This is a genomic window from Nostoc sp. DSM 114159, from assembly GCF_053470285.1.
Genome location: NZ_JBPFEH010000001.1, coordinates 3,837,089 through 3,855,436, shown reverse-complemented (window position 1 = coordinate 3,855,436; position 18,348 = coordinate 3,837,089). Strand labels below are relative to the sequence as shown.

Here is an 18,348-nt window from a genome sequence, read left to right as displayed (position 1 = left end):
GTCATATATGAAAATCAAAATATTAATGTTATTTTATAATATTATTTTAATTAACTTGCTTGTCGCTGGATGTGCTGAGATATATTCACCAGGTGAGGAACCACAATATGAAAAAATTGCAGAAGATAATATTATATCTATGATTCAGACTCAAAAAAACTACTTTTCAACCCATAAAACTTTCCTGAAACCACTTGATAAACCATTAAAATCAAATTCATCTTTTTTCAAAACTGAAAAATGTTATGGTTACTACACTAAAACTATTCCTGAAATTAATGGTACATCAACTGTAAACGGTATTTATATTTATGCAAGACAGGAAGCATGTGATGGCAATTGGGGCATAGATTTGAGTTCTTATGTCGGTGGTGTTTTTGTAATTCCTGTTATTGATGCTAAAGAAATAAAAGTGGTAAATATCGTATGTAAAAGTACTGGGCCAGGATATGCACCCTTAAATTATCGACCATACTATACAAATGGTTTAGTAGATTGCCCTCCAAAAGCCGAAAAAGTATATTTAGAAACTGAATTATTTAATAAGAAAAACGATGACGCAATCTAACACTATTAAACAGCAGCAAGTGCAAAGAATATTAGAATTATTTGCGAACAAAAATTTTAACAATACCTAAGAATACTGCAAAACGGCGAAGCAATAACCTTCGGATGGGAATAAAACGATCGCCATAATTCACATTGGGCGATCGCACCTACGCCACATTTTTGACTGAGATAATTCCTTCACCACACCACTGAATCAATAACCATCTGTCAGAATCTTTATCCAGTGCTGACTTGAGACGGAAATTAAAAACCTCTTGCCATACCTCTACACCATACTGGGATACAAAATCTGCCTCCAGTTCTTTGAACTGTTCCCATTGCCGATTTGCGATCGCAGTCAACATGGAAATCATGGTGGTGATTGAAACTTGGGAGGCGACGGTTGTCATTCTGGGTAGTCCTCAACAATACAACTAATCGGCATAGGTAGTTTTTGAATGCAATATTTACGCCGATGTCTCAACCACAGTACCCACTACACACGCCTTATTCAAATTAACGCCGCTCAAATTTGCACCTTCTAACTCTGCACAGAGTAAATTCGCCCCCGTCAAATTCGCCCCTGCCAAATTCGCCCCCCGCAAATCAGCCTCTTCCAGGTTTGCTTCACTCAACAACGTCCCTTGCAAATCGGCGCGACTCAAATCTGCACCTTTGAGATTTGCCGCTGTCAGGTTTGCACCGCGCAAGTCAGCACCGCGCAAATCAACGCCTTGCAAGTTCACATTCATCAAATTAGCACCACTCAAGAAAGCACCCACCAATGACACATCACTAAGTCTGGCTCCCATCAAGTTAGCGCCACGCAAATTGCTACCCCGCAAGTCAGCACCGGTTAAATCTGCTTGCATCAAGTTTGCTCCCATTAAATTCGCCCGCAAGTCAGTTTGTTGGAGGTTCGCCCCCATTAAATTTGCCCCCTCCAAATGCCCTCCTTCGAGTTTGGAAGCAGCAAAATTAGTGCCAACAAGGGTAGCACCAGCAAGATTAATCCGGCTTAAATCCAGTCGAGAGAGTTCCTCGTCTTCTAAATTTGCCCCTGGAAGTTGTTTGAGTTTTCCTAATTTAATGGCTTCAATGTTCATGTAAAGTAACTACCAATCTGCTCACTTATCTTGCTGTGGCTGTCCCATTGAGAATCAAGTATCCAAATGCCGGCGCTGACTTTGGGTGTCATGATAGGTAAGTCGAGTCCCTGTTGTAAACCCATCACCAATAAAGTTAGGGTATCTACAAGTTTAGGGTCAAAGCGGGTAGATTGTTGCTGTCTGCACTCATCTAAAGCTTGAGTAAATATCTGTTCCCGGCTTTGATTTGACGATTTTCGCTCATTGACTCGCCACTGAAAGTCTGCCAATAATGCCAAAATCCTCGACTCTAGGGGAATTTCATCTCCAGATAAACCTGCTGGTTCCCCTGTGCCATTCCACCACTCGCTTTGGTGAGTAATAATTTGGGCAACTGCTCGTAATCGTGGCATGGTTCGCAATACTTGCGCCCCTGGTACTAAGGGACAAGTTAAGGGACAACTAGGGGCATCTTCTTGGTAGCGTGTGGATATACCGTCAGTGAGAACGCTTTCTGCTTTCTGTAACGGATCTATGCGATGCAACAAAGCCGCCAAGCGCAATCTTTTAATCTGCCATGCGGGAAGATCCAAAAGCTGGGCGATCGCTTCAGCAAGTCCTACCACTTCCGCAGCTGCCATTGGATTGTTGACATCTGCCATATCCATTAGTTGCGCCATTCGCAAAAAGGCTTGGATTTCGTTGGAAACCAAGTTGCGATCTAGGGTTTGTTGGTGAGACGCTGTTGGGATGGATAAATTATCTTGCCCAGTCTGGAGGTAATCTACTACACGTGAGACAACTGCACCTAAATTTTCCGATCTCGCCATTGACGGGACAATTTGTTGTTTGTCGGCTGTGAGTTTTTCTGCCAGTTCTGGGTTGTATTTTTTGATGTGAGCGATCGCTATTTCTGCTGTCTCTTGTACTAACTCCGGCTCAAATGTCCACAAGCCATAGAATTTACGCTCTAAGTCCGATGTCGGTACTCCAGCGCTGCCATAGTCAGCCTCTGATAATTCTTGACAAATTACCATTGCTGTGTATTTAGGCGATAAAATAATTAAGTGCCACTCTTGCGCCACTGGATCGCCTGCATCTAATCCCACTAAGTCTACATTGGGGAGCTGGCTGGTAGGATGTTCAGCAAAGCCAGATTCAGCAGCAGCCATAATGGCAATATGGCGGCTGTACTGGGCGATGTCTGCATATCGTTCAGCTTCTTGTAGATACCATTTCCCCTGTTGAAAGGCTGTGATGACTAAGGGTGTACCGTCATCGGCTAAGATATGATCTTCTAAAGCGTGGCACAGAGCAACTAAGGTATTTTTATAGTAAACACCGAATCGAATTGGCCTGGTGGTATGGCGATGGGCTGTTTCTAGCTTTTGTAGTATTGAACCTTCTAACATGGGATTTGGTAAAAATAACCGCAGAGGCACTGAGTAAGAAAGAGGGAGAAATTCAAAATTCTGAATTTCTTCATATTTTAGTGTTTTCTAGGATACACCTGCTAACTGTTTTTCTTTCGTCTCTAATGGTGCTGTCAGTGCTGCTTCTAAGTCAGCACAACCCAGCTTTTCTTCTAAGATGTTCATGACTTCGCGTCCGAAGTCGTTGGGATTTTGTTGCCAAGCTTGCAAGCAGACTTCGCCGAAGAATGAACCAAGGGGTTCGGGATTCCAGAGAAGTTTTTTGGCTGTCCACGGCATCAAACTCATTGGATCGTACCCTGGCTTGAGGATGCCTTCTTTGAAAGCATATTCTTCCAAATGGGTATGGGGTTGTAGTCCAATAAAGAAGATAGCAGGTTCGACTTTATCAGCACCAAAAATCCGTTCTAGTTCGCGGTGGTAAGCGATGGTTTGGCGGATGGTTTCGGGACGTTCGTCAATCACATTAAAGGAGTAGTTGACGGAAACTAAGTCGTTGAAACCAGCGGCTTTTAAGTCACGGCAGTTTTGCAAGACGGTTCGCAGGTTGTAACCCATCCGCATTTTCCGCACAAGTTCTTGAGAACCACTGGTAATCCCGATTTCAAAGTAGTTCATTCCGGTTTTCGCCATCAACTCACACAATTCCGGTGTCAAATTGTCGGCTCTGATATATGCTGCCCAGTGGATATCTGTCATACCAGAATCGACGATTTTTTGCAACAATTCTACAGCATCGGCGATAAATTTTTTCGCGGGGATGAATTGAGCATCGGTAAACCAGAAATTGCGAATGCCGCGATCGTATAATTGGCGCATCTCAGCAACTACTTCATCTGCTGGGTTGATGCGTACTTGTTTGCCTTCGACGACGGTGTAGACGCAATAACAACAGTTGTGGGGACAACCACGTTTAGTTTGTACACCTATATAAAAGTCTTGCTCTTGCAGGTAAAAGTTAAATTCCGGCCAGATGCTTTCGATATAGTCGTAGTTACAAGCTGTTTTTTCTATTGGGGTGGGTTGTTCGTGAATTAGCCGTTGACGTGGTTGAGTTTCTCCGGCAACGTAACAGCGTTCATCTCGAAAATCTCTGCCACTTAGAAGTTTTTCCAGCAGGGTTTCGCCTTCACCCACAGAAATAATTGTTCCTTGGGGTAAACTTTTACCCAATTGTTCATAAAATACACTGACTGCACCACCACCGACAACTACGCGAGCATTGGAATTATATTTTTGGGCACGCTTTAAACCGCGTTTGATTAAGCTCTGGTTTCGCCACAACTCTACATAATAAGCGATGAAGATTCGCAAACCGCCCAATCCGCCGCGTAGTTTTAATAAAGGATTCTTGGCATAGTAAAATTCAAAGGCGTTTTGCAACGGGTTGCCACCACGTCCGCCAACTGGGGCATAAATTTGAATATCCCGCCAAGAAAATACTAGCAGTGTCGGTTTAAATTCATCAATACAGCGATCCAGAGCTGAACTGTAATCTAAAGGTGGCACTGTTCCCAAATCAAAGATGCGCTGTTCAATATTAGGAAACTGCTTGTGCACATGATCGCTTAGGTAGACAACCCCAATAGGAAAGATGGGGTTACAAGGAAGGCGAACGTAAAGAATTCGATTTTCCATCATCTGTGTTTTAACTTCCATCTTGCCAATCTGTGGAGAAAGCGAGAAAAACATTCAGCTTTCAAGTGTGTGCTTGTTTTATTTGGTTTTATCGATCGCAATCATGCTTGACATTTCAGCCGATTATTGATAGCCGCTAACCTGCCGTTAACAACTGCCAAAAACGCTAAAATTGCTGTGCATAAAACATACATGGAATCTATAGAGAGCTTTCTGAAGACATTTTTTCATATAGCTTTACCATAACATTGAGTTTATTCATTAAGCGATGATCCCTGCCGATTAATCCTGGGATAGATGAAAGAGCAAAACTCACTTCCTCGCTATGCTAAAAGCTAGGGGATCGTTATTATGTCAATTCCCTAACAATCTGCTTTCAGAGAATAGAAACTTTTATACCAGCAAAAAATCTCAAAAACTTTTCTTTATAGTGTATAATTCCGAAAAAGGTGTGAATAATTACAAAATTTTCATAACTGAAAATATATCTTTAGACAGAAATAATCTACAAAGACTCAGTTGGTATTCGCAGTTACAACAACTGGGGATCAGTGGGTGTTAGGCTTGGCTAGTGTAATGTAAAATTGTGGCGTAAAGCTCCTCAGCAGTTATGGCTCAAATATTAGATCCTCTACCACCTGAGCAATCAGGAAAAATTCTCTGCTGCTACATTAATGCCACGAGCAAAATACAGGTAGCTCGCATCTCCAATATTCCCAACTGGTATTTTGAAAGGGTTGTTTTCCCTGGACAACGTTTAGTTTTTGAAGCTCCACCAAAAGGTCAAGTGGAGATTCATACAGGGATGATGGCAAGTGCAATTTTATCCGATAAGATTCCGTGCGATCGCCTGATGCTCGAAGAACCCAGTACTAATGAGTTTGATACAGACTCATCAGATGAAAAAGACCCTTTTAATACCAAACTAATGGTGCAGCAAATTAATACAAAAATTGGAGATACTACAAAACCCTTGCAAATCCTTGGTTTAGCCTCGGTTGATTAAAAAAACAATTTTATCTAAATTTAAGGGTTGCTAATTTAGCAGCCCTTTTTGTTTACTTTTTGTTTATTATTTATTGGGTATGGGGCATTGGTTATTCTCATTGTCTCCCTCATCTCATCTACAATCATTCTTATGAATCTGCCTTCATTTCTTTGGTTGTGGAAAATAGCCGCCTGGTCGATGGGGTTGTCCCTGCTGGCATATCTAATGTTAGCAATCACCGGCGTTTGGATGTTTCGGGCGAGAACTTCGCAACAATTTCCTTTTATTACGCCATTTATGGGCGGTAATAAAGGGGTGCGATCGCTTCACTATACAATGGGCATCAGCATGGTAAGTTTAGTGCTACTACTGCTAGCGATCGGCATTGTTGGCACTTTAGGGCACTTTGGTTCTTTAGGTCACTCGTCACACCTGGTCTCAGGATTGATAGTGGTAGCATTAGTTTTACTATCTGCTTTTAGCGCCACCCAAATTAGTGCTAGACGACCTTGGGCTAGACCCTTACACATCGGCGTAAATATTATTCTATTTATAGGATTTGCCTGGGTATCCCTTACTGGTTGGATTGTAGTGCAGAAGTATTTACCGTGAACTGCCATACATCAACTACCAGGGACATAGACCTATCCTACAATGAAGAAAAGCATTGTAATTGAGCCGTGACAGCAAACTCAGCCTATATCTCAGCTTCTGTTTTTCGTCTATCTCCTTTGATTCGGATAACGTTGCTGAGTCTATACATAGCACTCACAGTCCCATTACCCTTTTTATCGCAGGTAACAGCTGCACCCGTACCTCCAGAATTATTGTGGATAGGGATTGGCATCGGTTTAGTTGCCTTGTACGCGGTATTAACTGAACAAGTAATGGTAGATGACGAGGGAATTCAAGTTACTTACCCCGCCTGGGTGCCTCACTTTTTTCGTAAAGGCTGGTCTTTACCTTGGTCACAAGTCAAAGAGTTAAAACCCCGCAGTACTGGCCAAGGAGGGCTAGTTTATTACTTCCTCAGCCAGGATGGGAAAGCTTATTTACTACCGATGCGTGTAGCTGGATTTGCCCGTTTGGTGCAAATTGTCCAAGCAAAGACGAGTATTGACACCACAGATGTTCGCCCTTTAGCGCAGCCTTGGATGTACCTGATTTTACTAGTATTCACTCTGCTGCTACTATTAGTCGATGGCTGGGCGATCGCTACAGCTTTAACTAGTACACAATTAACTTAGGTTATTTCTCTGCAATCCTCAGTCCCGTTGAATACAGCAAAAGCCACACTCAGGCTAGAGCAAGTTAATCTGTTTACAAAGCTGAAAACCCAACTTCCCGGCAATCAGCAAGGGTATCCCATATTGCGAGATATTGACTTGGAGGTATTTCAGGGCGATCGCATTGCCATTGTAGGCCCAGTAGGCGCTGGGAAAACTTCGTTATTACGCCTCATCAATCGCCTAATTGAACCCACGAGTGGTAAACTCTATCTTGAAAATCAAGAATATCGCCAAATTCCCGTCATCCAGCTACGGCAGATGCTTGTACTTGTATTGCAAGAGTCAAAGCTGTTGGGGATGACAGTTGGGCAAGCCTTGGCTTATCCTTTAGTTTTGCGTGGTTTACCCAAACAGACAATTCAGGAACGAGTCAATCACTGGACAGACCAACTGCACATTCCCCATGAATGGTTAGGGCGAACAGAGGTGCAACTTTCTGCGGGACAACGAGAACTAGTAGCGATCGCTCGTGCCTTAGTCATCCAGCCTAAAATATTACTATTAGATGAGCCAACCTCTGCCCTCGATCCTGGTACGGCTTCTCATCTAATGCAAGTCTTAATCCAGTTGAGTCAAACTCATCAAACCACGATTGTGATGGTAAATCACCAACTGGAGTTAGCCCAGATGTTTTGCACTCGGTTATTACACCTACAACAAGGTCATTTACTCGCAAATCAAAGAGCCTCGGAGATAGACTGGATTGAATTACGAAAAAGCCTGATTCAAGCAGCAGCTCAAGACGATTTTGGATTTTAAATTTTGGATGAGACAGGAATCAGGAATCGTTTTCTTACTCCCCCTCACCCCAGTACTCAATGTCCAATGCCCCATGCCCAATGCCCCATTCACACCTGACTACTAGTAAGTGTTGAACGTTGATTATTAAATCTCTCTCTAGCTAACTTTGTTGTTTGTGACAGTGAAATATTCGTATTCAAAATTTCCATGTTAAAACGGTATCCAACATTACGGATAGTTTGAATCAAATTGGGTTGCCGGGGATCGAGTTCAACCTTTTTCCGCAGCGATAAAACGTGAGTATCAATGGTACGAGGGTTATCAATAGCGTCAGGCCAAGCACGACGCAGCAATTCCGATCTACTTAGAGGTACTCCTCCAGCTTGTGCTAAAACGTACAGTAAACTGAATTCTTGAGGCGTTAAGTCAATAAACTCCCCTTGAAAGCGGACGCGACGCTGAACTAAATCTATTTGCAAAGTGCCATAATCCAAATAAGCTGGTGCAATAGGTGTGCGCTTCCGCCGAATCAGTGCCTCTACCCGTGCCAAAAACTCTTGCATTCCAAAAGGTTTGCTCAGGTAGTCATCTGCACCCGCCTTTAAACCTGCAACTATATCAGCTTCACTATTACGCGCAGATAGCATTAAAATTAGAGGTTGCTGCTGACGATGCAACCAACGACAAAACTCAATGCCATCACCATCAGGCAGGTCTGCATCTAAAACTACCAGTGTTGGTTGATGGCTTAAAAATACTTCCCTTGCTTGATAAATACTGGCAGCTTGATGCACGCGGTATTCCAGTTGTTGCAAGTGCCAACCCAACAACGATCTCAAATGGGGATTCCCCTCAATGATTTCTATACAAACCGAACCCACGGCGGCAAGACCCCTTAGCGTCGATGACTTTCAAAGTAACAAGCCCATCTCTAAGGTTTTGTAGCCTTTGTTACTTCAATTGCAATTAACTTTACATTTCCTAATAAAATGAGTGGCAATATCTTTAATCTATGCCTTGCTGATAGGCGATTAGAAATATTATTAAATTTTTATTAAATTTCTCGAAAGTGTTGTTAGACTTATAAAAAGTTCTTTTAGCTTAACATTTTGCTTTTAGATGGGTGTTATATGACAAATATCTAGAACCCAACTAGCTAACCCTGCTACAACAGCTTTTCAACTTGATGATGAAAGTCAATTTTATCGCAAAAATTTAGTGCTTCATCCAGGAATATAACATCAATACAATTGGGCTGTTGATTGTGAAAATCAAAAAAATAACTTAGCAGTTAACTAGAATCGATGTTTTCTGGAATAGGATTAAAGTAGCTTGTAGCTGCTATGAGGGTAATACCCAAAGTAGATGTGTTGACCTTGAGTTGATGCCAAAGTGAAATTACACTTCACTTTTTAGCGTGAATCATTTACAATTCTCATTCCAAAGAGATTAATACAGCAGTTATGCTCCAAGACACACAAACCATCCGCTATTACCAAAGACTTACCGATGCCTTCATCGAGCTATGGAATCGCGGTTATCGCACGGATGATATGCGGATGTATTTGGATGGATATCTAGCCGCACTGCGACATAGCAATGTCATTGAACCTTATCTGATTCATCGCCTAGAAGAGGAGGCCAGCCGCTTCTTGTACGATGGATCGAACTTTGCAGTACCGCAACCACAGCCACAACCCGATTACTACTAAGTACCATTTGCCTGGTCGTTGATAGTAACCGTTAATTACCGCAGATGATTATAGCATATTATCTGTATTCGTCAACGGGTTGTCGTGGTGTGAAATTTTGGAGATATTGTATTGATTAAACGCATCCCCTCAGCCCTATATTGGTTTTGCCAATTAGACTGAGGGGATTGTTGTTTAGCAATAAAATCAAGTCCAACAAAGAGTATTTTTGTCATAAACCGATTAAAAAACCCTTGAAAGGGGAAATAAATAGTATCTCTCCTTTCAAGGATATTAAAAACGGCACATTAACTCGATTGCGAAGTGCAAATTCAGCAACATACCCTTTAGTTTGGCTAAAGAGAGCTTAAGAAGCTAATGCTACTTCTACCTTTTCTTGCAATTCACCTTTTTGGTACAGTTCAATCAAGATATCAGAACCGCCAAGGAATTCACCATTAATATATACTTGGGGAATTGTCGGCCAGCTAGAGTATTCTTTAATACCTTGACGAATTTCCGGGTCTGAGAGAACGTCAACCGTCTCAAAGGGAACTCCCAAGGTATTGAGAATCTGCACAACATTGTTGGAGAAACCACATTGGGGCATTAACTTGTTTCCCTTCATAAAAACTAAAATCTTGTTTTCTTGTACCAAGCTATCAATTTTGTCTTTGAGTTCTGGTGTCATGGTAATTATGTTTCCTATGTTGCATTAATAGAGTGAGGAGTGAAGAGTGAGGAGTTAAAAATTCATAATTCATAACTCTTAACTTCTAACTTCCAACTCCTAACTTTAGGAACTTGCTGTTGCTTGCCAAGCTTCGGGAGTGTATGTTTTCACCGCCAAGGCATGAATCGCTTCAGTTGACATCGCTTGACCCAACGCACCATAAACTAACTGGTGCTGTTGCACTAGTCCTTTACCTGCAAAGTGCGATGAAACTACTGTTACTTGATAGTGGTCGCCGCCACCAGTCAAGTCTTGCACCTGAACCTGTGCGTCTGGCAGTTCCGCCTTGATCATTTCCTCAACCTGTTGCGGACTAATCATCGCAATTCCTGAAAAAACTTACTTTTCTATTATTAACAGATATAGAGCAAATGCCTGTGCCAACTTCAGGCTTTGGCAAGGCTGTAGATACACGCGCCTCTAAGGTGTATTTTTGAGAACGCTCAGGTTTTGGCTGCGGCGGATAGCTCTATCCTAGCACTGGGGCGTTCCCAAGCGACTGGTTAAGGAAATGTGGGTAGGGAAAAACAGGTAACAAAAATTTAATTTATTTTTTTGGGGATGAGGAAGATGAACTACCACCTTCTCTGGGATAGGGAGAATCAACAAAACCCAACTCAAATAACTGTTTATAGGCTTTCTTGCCTAAATCCCGCGTCGGGTTTTGACTCTTAATTATTTGAATCAACAATGGTACAGCTAATTCTGGCTGATTTTGTGCCCGATGTACCAATGCTAGCTGAAAAGTGGCTTCATCTCGCTTTTGGGCTGTTAATAGAGCTTTTTGACGCTGAGAATCAGAAACTCTGTTGTCAATTCCCGAAAAGCTAGAATTTAACTCTTGATAAAAATTAGATAGCTGATTATAAACTTGACGTGCTTCTTGCAGTTTCTTAGCAGCTAAGGTGTAGTTTTGAGCAGAAACAGCTTGTTCTGCATCTTTTACTAAGCGATCGCCACCTGCAATGCTCAAAAGGCTGTTATTTTCGGTTATGGGGCGGAGGTTATTAGGATCGTTGGGGTCAATGAGTTGTGGTTGGCTGGTAGTGCCTGGTGACTGTAATACCTGAGCATTCACAGGTGATAGCAGGCTGAGGACTGCTATAACTGATAAAACAGTACGGTGCATCAAGGTAACAGCGACAGCAGTGTTCATGGGATCAATTAGTGCGACAACTATACAAAAGAGTTATGGAAACTTCGGGTATCTTAACTCTGTTTTGGTCTTGGACAAAGCAAAGTTACATCCTAAGTATCTCTGATTTAGACTAAAAATCAGTTTAATAGAGTTCCCATTACCCCTGTATACTAATAAACTTATATCGCTGTGATAAGTGATACCTACGGGAGAGTGCGTCACCGTCTGCTTAACTACCAGCTTTCCTCCCCAATAATTAGACTTCTTGCATAAGTCGGGAAAAGGGGAAGGGGGAAGGGGAAAAGGTTCTGCAAAAGTCCCCTTCCCCTTTAACCAAAACCTTTTCCCCCAAGAGTGCAAAAAGCACAAATGCCAAGAGGTATATTATCTCTGGTTAACTGGGATATTTGGCAGGAGAATTTTTCCAAAGCATTGCTTGAAGTTTTTGCGTAGGCGTAGCCCGCACTTCTGCTGCGCTCAGTGACCGCCGTAGGCATCGCACCAAATTATTTCAGATTAGCGATGTCTTCAGTCGGCGCTTCCTAACTTTTATTTAACTGTCTGACCGAATGTGAAAATATTTATCATCAAGCAATTCAGTAGTTTGCAGACAATTAATTAGCTATTGGCTCAAAAAAATGCCAATTTGGCTGAATATATTATTAATAGAGCGTAATCTATATATATACATCCTCAAAGGTTGCAAAATACTACTGATGTTTTGTGACTTACTCAGGATGAATATAGCAGTTAGTAATTAGTGTCAAATATTGGATTTTGCAGTTTCTTAATTATGCACGGTCAATAATTATGAGGTTTTACTAAATCAAGAATTAGTAATTTCTGCAAATGCGTGATTAGTAACTTTTGTTTCTTGATGGCTCAATTGTTGCAATGCCTTTGCTAAATCAGTTGTGATGCTTTTTGCATCTTGTTTTATACAGCCATTCATGTAATCTGCGACTCTAATTGGGGAGCCAATGTCAATACTAACATCTGTACCCCAATTGGGATAAGGTTGGCTGTAGTTAATTCCTATGGGTATAATTTTCACTCCCAGCCCGGAATGACTAGATTCAGCACTCAAAGCAAGACGAGCAATTCCCGGTTTCAACTGATGAACTTGGCCATCACGAAAAATGTTGCCTTCTGGAAAGATTACCAGGCTTTTGTGCTGCTGAAGTAGCTCTACTCCATGTCGTAGCGTGCGGATTGATGGATGCTTAGAATTTACAGGAAACCCACCCAAACGTTGGACAAACCAGCCTTGCAAACCTTGGCATTCGTCAACTGTTACCATAAATCGCAAGTCTTGCTTTCTCAGACAAGCGGTAGCGTAGGGTACAAGCAAGGCATCCCAACGCGCCCGATGGGTAGGCGCGAGAATCACAGGCCCAGTTGTGGGGATATTTTTTTGTCCGGTTATTCTAATTTGTCCAAAGAATAATGGTAATAGGCAGTGACGCCCTAATAAATATGCCAGAGGACTTAACCAAGGAGAAACCCTTGAGGTAGTACCAGCTACCTGATGATTTGCTGGTGTGTGCTGGCAGGTATCGGATGAAGAGTAAAATTCCATCATGACTGATGCAGCTGATTGACGGGTAAAATTTAACGAAAAGTCTGATTAGTTACACCGTAGATTCTCTTGCGTGACTTGTCTGGTACTAGATGGACAGTTTTACCTCTGTCCGTTAGTTTACTTTACCTCGCTTAGTAGCAAACCAAGCTTGTAATTGTCGACGACAAGCTGACTCTAGAATGCCTCCGATTACTTGAAGACGGTGATTAGAAGCAGCGCTATCGGGTATGTTAATAACTGTACGAATTGCGCCAGTTTTTGTATCGTCTACTCCATATACCAGTAGTCCTAGTCGTGATTGGACGATCGCACCTGCACACATCGGGCAAGGTTCGAGAGTTACGTAGAGGGTGCATTCATTAAGATGCCAATTTTGTAAAGTTGTTGCAGCTCTCTTGAGAGCGAGAATTTCCGCATGAGCGGTAGGATCTTTGTCACGCTCTTTTCTGTTTTCTCCTTGTGCTAGCAATTTGCCTGTTGAATCAATGATAACAGCACCTACAGGGACTTCACCTGCATCTCCTGCTGTTTTTGCTAATTCTAAGGCATAACTCATCCATTGTTGATGTATAAGATATTCTGTGTATTTAGTTAGCATATTCTTATCAATATAAAAATTTCAAAATTCCACACATTTTCTAGGATGAGTATCTCTCCTATCTAACAAGAAATAAAAAGCATATAGCCCGCAGCTAGAAGTCTGGGGCTAAACTATAAATCAAAATTCTTAAATTTAGCGTTACCAAGCCAGCCATTGGGGGCTAATTTGATTTCTAAATCAATACGCTTGGGTTAGCGCCAAAAATCTTAAACTGCGTAGGTTGGGTTGAGGAAGGTAGCAAGATCCCAAAGGCTAACCCAACATTTTCGGGACTTTGTTGGGTTGCGCTTTGCTTAACCCAACCTACAATTTTCCTTAACTGAACCGTATTGATTTCTAAATAGCGACTTGGGCTAAAAGGGGATCGAGTTGACTTTGTGTGTCTAGCTGATAGAGGTCATCGCAACCGCCAATGTGCTGGTTATTGATAAAAATTTGTGGTACGGTACGTCTTCCGTTAGCGCGTTCTGCCATTTTAGCTCTGGCTGCTTCGTCACCGTCGATTTTATATTCAGTGAAATTTACACCTTTCCACCACAGCAGCATTTTGGCACGAATGCAGTAGGGGCAAGTTTGTCAGGTATAAAGTTCGACGTTGGCTTTGAATCGCTCTGGATGGCGATTTAAGAGGGGATTAAGAAAGTCCAGCATATTGATCTTAAGCAATGTTTTAACTATGTCTCTAGCCTAGAACATTGCTTACCGCATCGGCGCTGGAACCCACTTTTGGAAACCCTCTAAATGACTCCAGTAAGCCAAATATCCAGTCAATGCCCAAATTAAAGCGGCTACTATCAGCACTGCTACGCCAATTAACCGCCAGGTTCGGTTGGGTTTCCAATAGAGGGTTGGCGCTGCAAAAATACCACCTAAGCCAGTTAAAATAAAGCCGATTCCCGATAAAAGCGGTTGCTTAGTCAAATTCAAGTTGATGATGCGAATACCCACTACGATCGCAACTACACCAGCAAAGAAGCCGTAAATTGCGATTGTCAACAAATCCCAACTTTGAGCAAGAGAAATCGCAGCCGCCACAAACAAGATTCCAAATAGGATACTTGTTTCACCGAAGGCAATATTGAAGCTACCCATTATTGGCCAGGTGAAGCTCATGTGTAAACCAGTTGTGAGTGCGATCGCACCCGTAATTCCGAAACCGGGAATCCACTGTCTCTGATTAGAACTATCTATACCACGATACACATAGTCAGCCAGTAGAAATAGCCCAGCTACCATGTTGATTAACATCAGTGTGATGTAGTCGATAAACACGATTAACCTCTGAATTTGACAAGCTTTTTACTTTGCGTCTCGTTTTTTAGTTTTTAGTGAATTCACCAGCTTTTTTTCTTTATTATTTTATACCTAAAGATAAACACTGAATAAAAGCAATGTTTTAGATATACACTGCTACCTATTTGTGCTAGTTCTTAACTTAGTTGCTTTTGAACACGCTTTATACTGGAGTAGTTAGGGGTGAAAAATGAGGATGTGTTAACTGGCACTTTTCTAACGAGTTAGCAGTAAAACTTAACTTTCTTCCACGTGTATCCGCCCTTTGGTAGACTTGAAAACTGAAATGGCCAGATAAAGCAGCGGAAATTCAAGCAGTTGAGAGGGCAGACTCTGTGGAAAATACACTTGGGTTAGAGATTATTGAAGTAGTAGAGCAAGCGGCGATCGCATCCGCAAAGTGGATGGGTAAAGGCGAAAAAAACACTGCTGACCAAGTAGCTGTGGAAGCTATGCGGGAGCGGATGAATAAAATCTATATGCGGGGTCGCATTGTGATCGGGGAAGGCGAACGCGATGACGCGCCGATGTTATACATCGGGGAAGAAGTTGGTATCTGTACCCAACCAAATGCCGAAGCTCTCTGTAACCCCGATGAATTAATCGAAATTGACATCGCCGTTGACCCCTGTGAAGGTACGAACTTGGTAGCTTATGGACAACCTGGTTCGATGGCTGTCTTGGCAATTTCTGAAAAAGGTGGATTATTTGCTGCTCCTGACTTTTACATGAAAAAGTTAGCAGCACCTCCCGCCGCTAAGGGCAAAGTAGACATCAACAAGTCAGCAACAGAAAACCTCAAGATTCTCTCTGAGTGTCTAGATCGCTCGATTGAAGAACTCGTGATCGTGGTGATGAAGCGCGAACGCCACAACGATTTAATTAAAGAAATCCGTGAGGCTGGAGCGAGAGTCACCCTAATTTCAGACGGTGATGTGGGTGCAGCTATAAGCTGCGGTTTTGCTGGAACTAATATCCACGCGCTGATGGGTATCGGTGCGGCTCCTGAAGGTGTAATCTCGGCAGCTGCAATGCGTGCTTTGGGTGGACACTTCCAAGGTCAACTGATTTACGATCCCGCAATCGTAAAAACAGGTCTGATTGGAGAAAGCAGAGAAGCCAATATCGATCGCTTAAAGTCTATGAATATCAATGACCCCGATAAGGTCTATGATGCTCATGAATTGGCATCTGGTCAAACTGTTCTGTTCGCTGCTAGCGGCATTACCAGTGGTAATCTCATGCAAGGTGTACGTTTCTTCAACGGCGGAGCCAGAACTCAAAGCTTGGTAATTTCTAACCAGTCAAAAACTGCTCGATTTGTTGATACAATTCACATGTTTGGTGAAGGCAAGACTCTCCAACTGAACTAATTTTTAGGGGATGGGGAATGGTAAAAGTAGAGGTGAAGCATTAGGAAATAAATCTTTCTAGAAAATGGAAAAATAGTCAACCAAATGCTTCATCGTTACACTAGTTAGTAGTTAGTATTTAGTGATTAGTTATTGTTTATTAGTTGGAAAAATTATCAACCAATAAACAAAAATTCCCCATTCCCTATTCTCACTCAATGCCCTATTTTCAACTACCAACTAGTAACTACGATTTAGCAAATGAATATAGCAGTGGTGGGGTTAAGCCATAAAACAGCCCCAGTAGAAGTCCGGGAAAAACTGAGCATTCCAGAACCACAAATTGAAGGTGCGATCGCTCAACTGGCCAGCTATCCCCATATTGATGAAGTTGCAATTCTTAGTACTTGTAACCGTCTGGAAATTTACATTGTTGCCAGTGAAGCAGACCAAGGTATTCGGGAAGTAACGCAGTTTCTTGCGGAATACAGTAAATTACCCGTGCTTTCTCTGCGACAACACTTGTTTATGCTGCTACATGATGATGCAGTGATGCACGTTATGCGGGTAGCAGGTGGTTTAGATAGTCTGGTACTCGGAGAAGGTCAAATTCTGGCTCAGGTGAAGACTACTCACAAACTGGGACAGCAATATAGCGGTATAAAAACCATTTTGAATCGATTATTTAAACAAGCGCTGACAGCTGGTAAGCGGGTTCGCACTGAAACGAGTATTGGTACTGGGGCTGTCTCTATCAGTTCGGCAGCTGTAGAGTTAGCACAGATAAAAGTGGCAAATTTGGCAGCTTGCCGAGTGGTAATTCTGGGTGCTGGTAAAATGTCGCGCCTCTTGGTGCAACACCTAATTTCTAAAGGTGCTGTGGAAATTAGTATTGTAAATCGCTCTCGCGATCGCGCCCAAGAATTAGCAAAGCTGTTCCCTCAACAACCGATCAAAATTCATCCACTATCGGAAATGATGAGCGTAATTGCCGAAAGCGATCTAGTGTTTACAAGTACTTCGGCAACAGAGCCAATACTTGACCGTGCCAAATTAGAAATGGTTTTAGAAGTTCAGCGCTCTTTAATGTTATTTGATATTTCTGTGCCGCGTAATGTTCATGCGGATGTAAATGAATTGGAAAATGTGCAAGCGTTTAATGTGGATGATTTGAAGGCTGTTGTAGCGCAAAACTACGAAAGCCGTCGCAAGATTGCACAAGAAGCCGAGCGACTCTTAGAAGAAGAAGTGGAAGCCTTTGATATTTGGTGGCGCAGTTTAGAAACTGTTACCACTATTAGCTGTCTGCGAAATAAAGTAGAAACCATCCGCGAACAAGAGTTAGAAAAAGCTTTGTCGAGATTGGGTTCGGAATTCGCCGAAAAACATCAAGAGGTGATTGAAGCATTAACACGGGGAATTGTCAATAAAATTTTACATGACCCGATGGTGCAATTGCGATCGCAGCAAGATGTTGAAGCTAGACGGCGCTGTATGCAAACTCTGCAAATGCTGTTCAACCTCGATGCAGAAGAACAATTTAGTTAAATTTAACAACAAAATCCCCAGCTTCTGTGAAAAGTTGGGGATCTGAGCTTTCAATTAGATATACTTCTAATTAGATATCTATCTAATTAGAAGTTAGTTATGCAACCAGAGCAATTTAATATCTTACTGCGCTTTTTCAAGGCATTAGCGGATGATAGCCGATTGAAGATTGTAGGTATTTTGGCGAATCAGGAGTGCAGCGTTGAAGAATTGGCGGCGCTACTGCAACTTAAGGAACCGACGGTATCCCATCATTTAGCGAAACTTAAAGAGCTAAATTTGGTGACAATGCGTCCTGAAGGTAATAGCCGTCTATATCAATTAGATAGTGAGGCTTTGCAAAGCATTAGCAAGGAAATTTTCACACCTGAGAAGATAGCATCCTTGATTGAGGATGTGGATACTGAAGCTTGGGAAAGCAAAGTGTTGAAAAACTATTTCGAGGGTAATCGCCTCAAAGAAATTCCTGCTAGTCGGAAAAAGCGCTTAGTAATTCTCAAATGGTTAGCAAACCAGTTTGATATAGGAGTCAACTACCCTGAACGCCTGGTAAATGATATTCTCAAACGCTACCATATCGACTGCGCCACCCTGCGACGAGAGTTGATTGCTTGCCAGTTAATGCAGCGAGAAAATGGGATTTATTGGCGTATAACGTAGATATGAAAGATGAATAAGCAACCC

Annotated in this window: 20 protein-coding genes and 1 pseudogene; 9 read left to right on the top strand and 12 right to left on the bottom strand. The window is 42.2% G+C overall.

Going from position 1 to position 18,348, the window contains the following annotated elements; genetic code table 11:
* Positions 1-7: 7 nt before the first annotated feature.
* Positions 8-568: a type IV pilin-like G/H family protein gene (locus ACR5KR_RS15990; protein ID WP_445631499.1), complete on the top strand. Its 561-nt coding sequence runs from the start codon at positions 8-10 to the stop codon at positions 566-568.
* A gap of 148 nt (positions 569-716) precedes the next feature.
* On the opposite strand, the gene ACR5KR_RS15985 is transcribed toward ACR5KR_RS15990, so the two are convergent.
* From ACR5KR_RS15985 to ACR5KR_RS15970, 4 genes are all read right to left on the bottom strand, one after another.
* Positions 717-959 carry a hypothetical protein gene (locus ACR5KR_RS15985; RefSeq protein WP_448267175.1) on the bottom strand — a complete coding sequence of 81 codons (243 nt, stop codon included), beginning with the start codon at positions 957-959 and terminating at the stop codon, positions 717-719.
* Positions 960-1,016: 57 nt separating this feature from the next.
* Positions 1,017-1,655: a pentapeptide repeat-containing protein gene (locus ACR5KR_RS15980; protein ID WP_445631501.1), complete on the bottom strand. Its 639-nt coding sequence runs from the start codon at positions 1,653-1,655 to the stop codon at positions 1,017-1,019.
* Positions 1,652-3,049: a DICT sensory domain-containing protein gene (locus ACR5KR_RS15975; protein WP_448267174.1), complete on the bottom strand. Its 1,398-nt coding sequence runs from the start codon at positions 3,047-3,049 to the stop codon at positions 1,652-1,654. The genes ACR5KR_RS15980 and ACR5KR_RS15975 overlap by 4 nt, the downstream gene beginning before the upstream one ends.
* Before the next feature lie 87 nt (positions 3,050-3,136).
* Positions 3,137-4,729: a photosystem II high light acclimation radical SAM protein gene (locus tag ACR5KR_RS15970; protein ID WP_448267173.1), complete on the bottom strand. Its 1,593-nt coding sequence runs from the start codon at positions 4,727-4,729 to the stop codon at positions 3,137-3,139.
* 589 nt (positions 4,730-5,318) lie between these two features.
* On the opposite strand from ACR5KR_RS15970, the gene ACR5KR_RS15965 reads away from it, so the two are divergent.
* The 4 genes from ACR5KR_RS15965 (at position 5,319) to ACR5KR_RS15950 (ending at position 7,744) form a co-directional block, all read left to right on the top strand.
* Positions 5,319-5,714: a DUF1830 domain-containing protein gene (locus ACR5KR_RS15965; RefSeq protein WP_445631504.1), complete on the top strand. Its 396-nt coding sequence runs from the start codon at positions 5,319-5,321 to the stop codon at positions 5,712-5,714.
* A 132-nt stretch (positions 5,715-5,846) separates the two neighbouring features.
* Positions 5,847-6,308, top strand: coding sequence for a DUF4079 domain-containing protein (locus ACR5KR_RS15960; protein ID WP_448267172.1), 462 nt, complete (start codon positions 5,847-5,849; stop codon positions 6,306-6,308).
* A gap of 68 nt (positions 6,309-6,376) precedes the next feature.
* Positions 6,377-6,943 carry a hypothetical protein gene (locus ACR5KR_RS15955; RefSeq protein ID WP_448267171.1) on the top strand — a complete coding sequence of 189 codons (567 nt, stop codon included), beginning with the start codon at positions 6,377-6,379 and terminating at the stop codon, positions 6,941-6,943.
* A 27-nt stretch (positions 6,944-6,970) separates the two neighbouring features.
* On the top strand, positions 6,971-7,744 hold the full coding sequence (locus ACR5KR_RS15950) for an ABC transporter ATP-binding protein (RefSeq protein WP_448267170.1): 774 nt from the start codon (positions 6,971-6,973) through the stop codon (positions 7,742-7,744).
* Between the two features lie 89 nt (positions 7,745-7,833).
* On the opposite strand, the gene ACR5KR_RS15945 is transcribed toward ACR5KR_RS15950, so the two are convergent.
* On the bottom strand, positions 7,834-8,607 hold the full coding sequence (locus ACR5KR_RS15945; protein WP_445631508.1) for a response regulator transcription factor: 774 nt from the start codon (positions 8,605-8,607) through the stop codon (positions 7,834-7,836).
* Between the two features lie 582 nt (positions 8,608-9,189).
* Here ACR5KR_RS15945 and ACR5KR_RS15940 point away from each other — a divergent pair.
* Positions 9,190-9,438 (top strand): DUF6761 family protein, encoded by a 249-nt coding sequence (locus ACR5KR_RS15940; RefSeq protein WP_194042008.1) that lies wholly within the window; start codon positions 9,190-9,192, stop codon positions 9,436-9,438.
* A gap of 346 nt (positions 9,439-9,784) precedes the next feature.
* Here ACR5KR_RS15940 and grxD read toward each other — a convergent pair whose 3' ends face one another.
* The 7 genes and pseudogenes from grxD to ACR5KR_RS15905 form a co-directional block, all read right to left on the bottom strand.
* Positions 9,785-10,108 (bottom strand): Grx4 family monothiol glutaredoxin, encoded by a 324-nt coding sequence (gene grxD, locus ACR5KR_RS15935; RefSeq protein WP_445631509.1) that lies wholly within the window; start codon positions 10,106-10,108, stop codon positions 9,785-9,787.
* 105 nt (positions 10,109-10,213) lie between these two features.
* Positions 10,214-10,471 (bottom strand): BolA family protein, encoded by a 258-nt coding sequence (locus ACR5KR_RS15930; protein ID WP_292776142.1) that lies wholly within the window; start codon positions 10,469-10,471, stop codon positions 10,214-10,216.
* A 226-nt stretch (positions 10,472-10,697) separates the two neighbouring features.
* Complete coding sequence (locus ACR5KR_RS15925) at positions 10,698-11,306, bottom strand: hypothetical protein (protein ID WP_448267169.1); 609 nt, start codon at positions 11,304-11,306, stop codon at positions 10,698-10,700.
* Positions 11,307-12,114: 808 nt separating this feature from the next.
* On the bottom strand, positions 12,115-12,870 hold the full coding sequence (locus tag ACR5KR_RS15920; RefSeq protein ID WP_448267168.1) for a lysophospholipid acyltransferase family protein: 756 nt from the start codon (positions 12,868-12,870) through the stop codon (positions 12,115-12,117).
* A gap of 112 nt (positions 12,871-12,982) precedes the next feature.
* Positions 12,983-13,468, bottom strand: a complete 486-nt coding sequence (gene tadA / locus ACR5KR_RS15915; protein ID WP_448267167.1) for a tRNA adenosine(34) deaminase TadA — start codon at positions 13,466-13,468, stop codon at positions 12,983-12,985.
* 339 nt (positions 13,469-13,807) lie between these two features.
* A pseudogene (grxC, locus tag ACR5KR_RS15910) lies at positions 13,808-14,122 on the bottom strand (glutaredoxin 3).
* Between the two features lie 48 nt (positions 14,123-14,170).
* On the bottom strand, positions 14,171-14,743 hold the full coding sequence (locus ACR5KR_RS15905; RefSeq protein WP_445631514.1) for a DUF981 family protein: 573 nt from the start codon (positions 14,741-14,743) through the stop codon (positions 14,171-14,173).
* 356 nt (positions 14,744-15,099) lie between these two features.
* Here ACR5KR_RS15905 and glpX point away from each other — a divergent pair, with 356 nt between their 5' ends.
* The 3 genes from glpX to ACR5KR_RS15890 all read left to right on the top strand — a co-directional run bounded on the left by glpX (position 15,100) and on the right by ACR5KR_RS15890 (position 18,324).
* Positions 15,100-16,137 carry a class II fructose-bisphosphatase gene (gene glpX, locus ACR5KR_RS15900; RefSeq protein WP_445631515.1) on the top strand — a complete coding sequence of 346 codons (1,038 nt, stop codon included), beginning with the start codon at positions 15,100-15,102 and terminating at the stop codon, positions 16,135-16,137.
* Positions 16,138-16,377: 240 nt separating this feature from the next.
* The gene (locus ACR5KR_RS15895) at positions 16,378-17,664 is read left to right on the top strand and encodes a glutamyl-tRNA reductase (protein ID WP_448267166.1); all 1,287 of its coding nucleotides are present in this window, start codon (positions 16,378-16,380) and stop codon (positions 17,662-17,664) included.
* A gap of 99 nt (positions 17,665-17,763) precedes the next feature.
* Positions 17,764-18,324 (top strand): DUF2087 domain-containing protein, encoded by a 561-nt coding sequence (locus tag ACR5KR_RS15890; RefSeq protein ID WP_445631517.1) that lies wholly within the window; start codon positions 17,764-17,766, stop codon positions 18,322-18,324.
* The last annotated feature ends 24 nt before the right edge of the window (positions 18,325-18,348 follow it).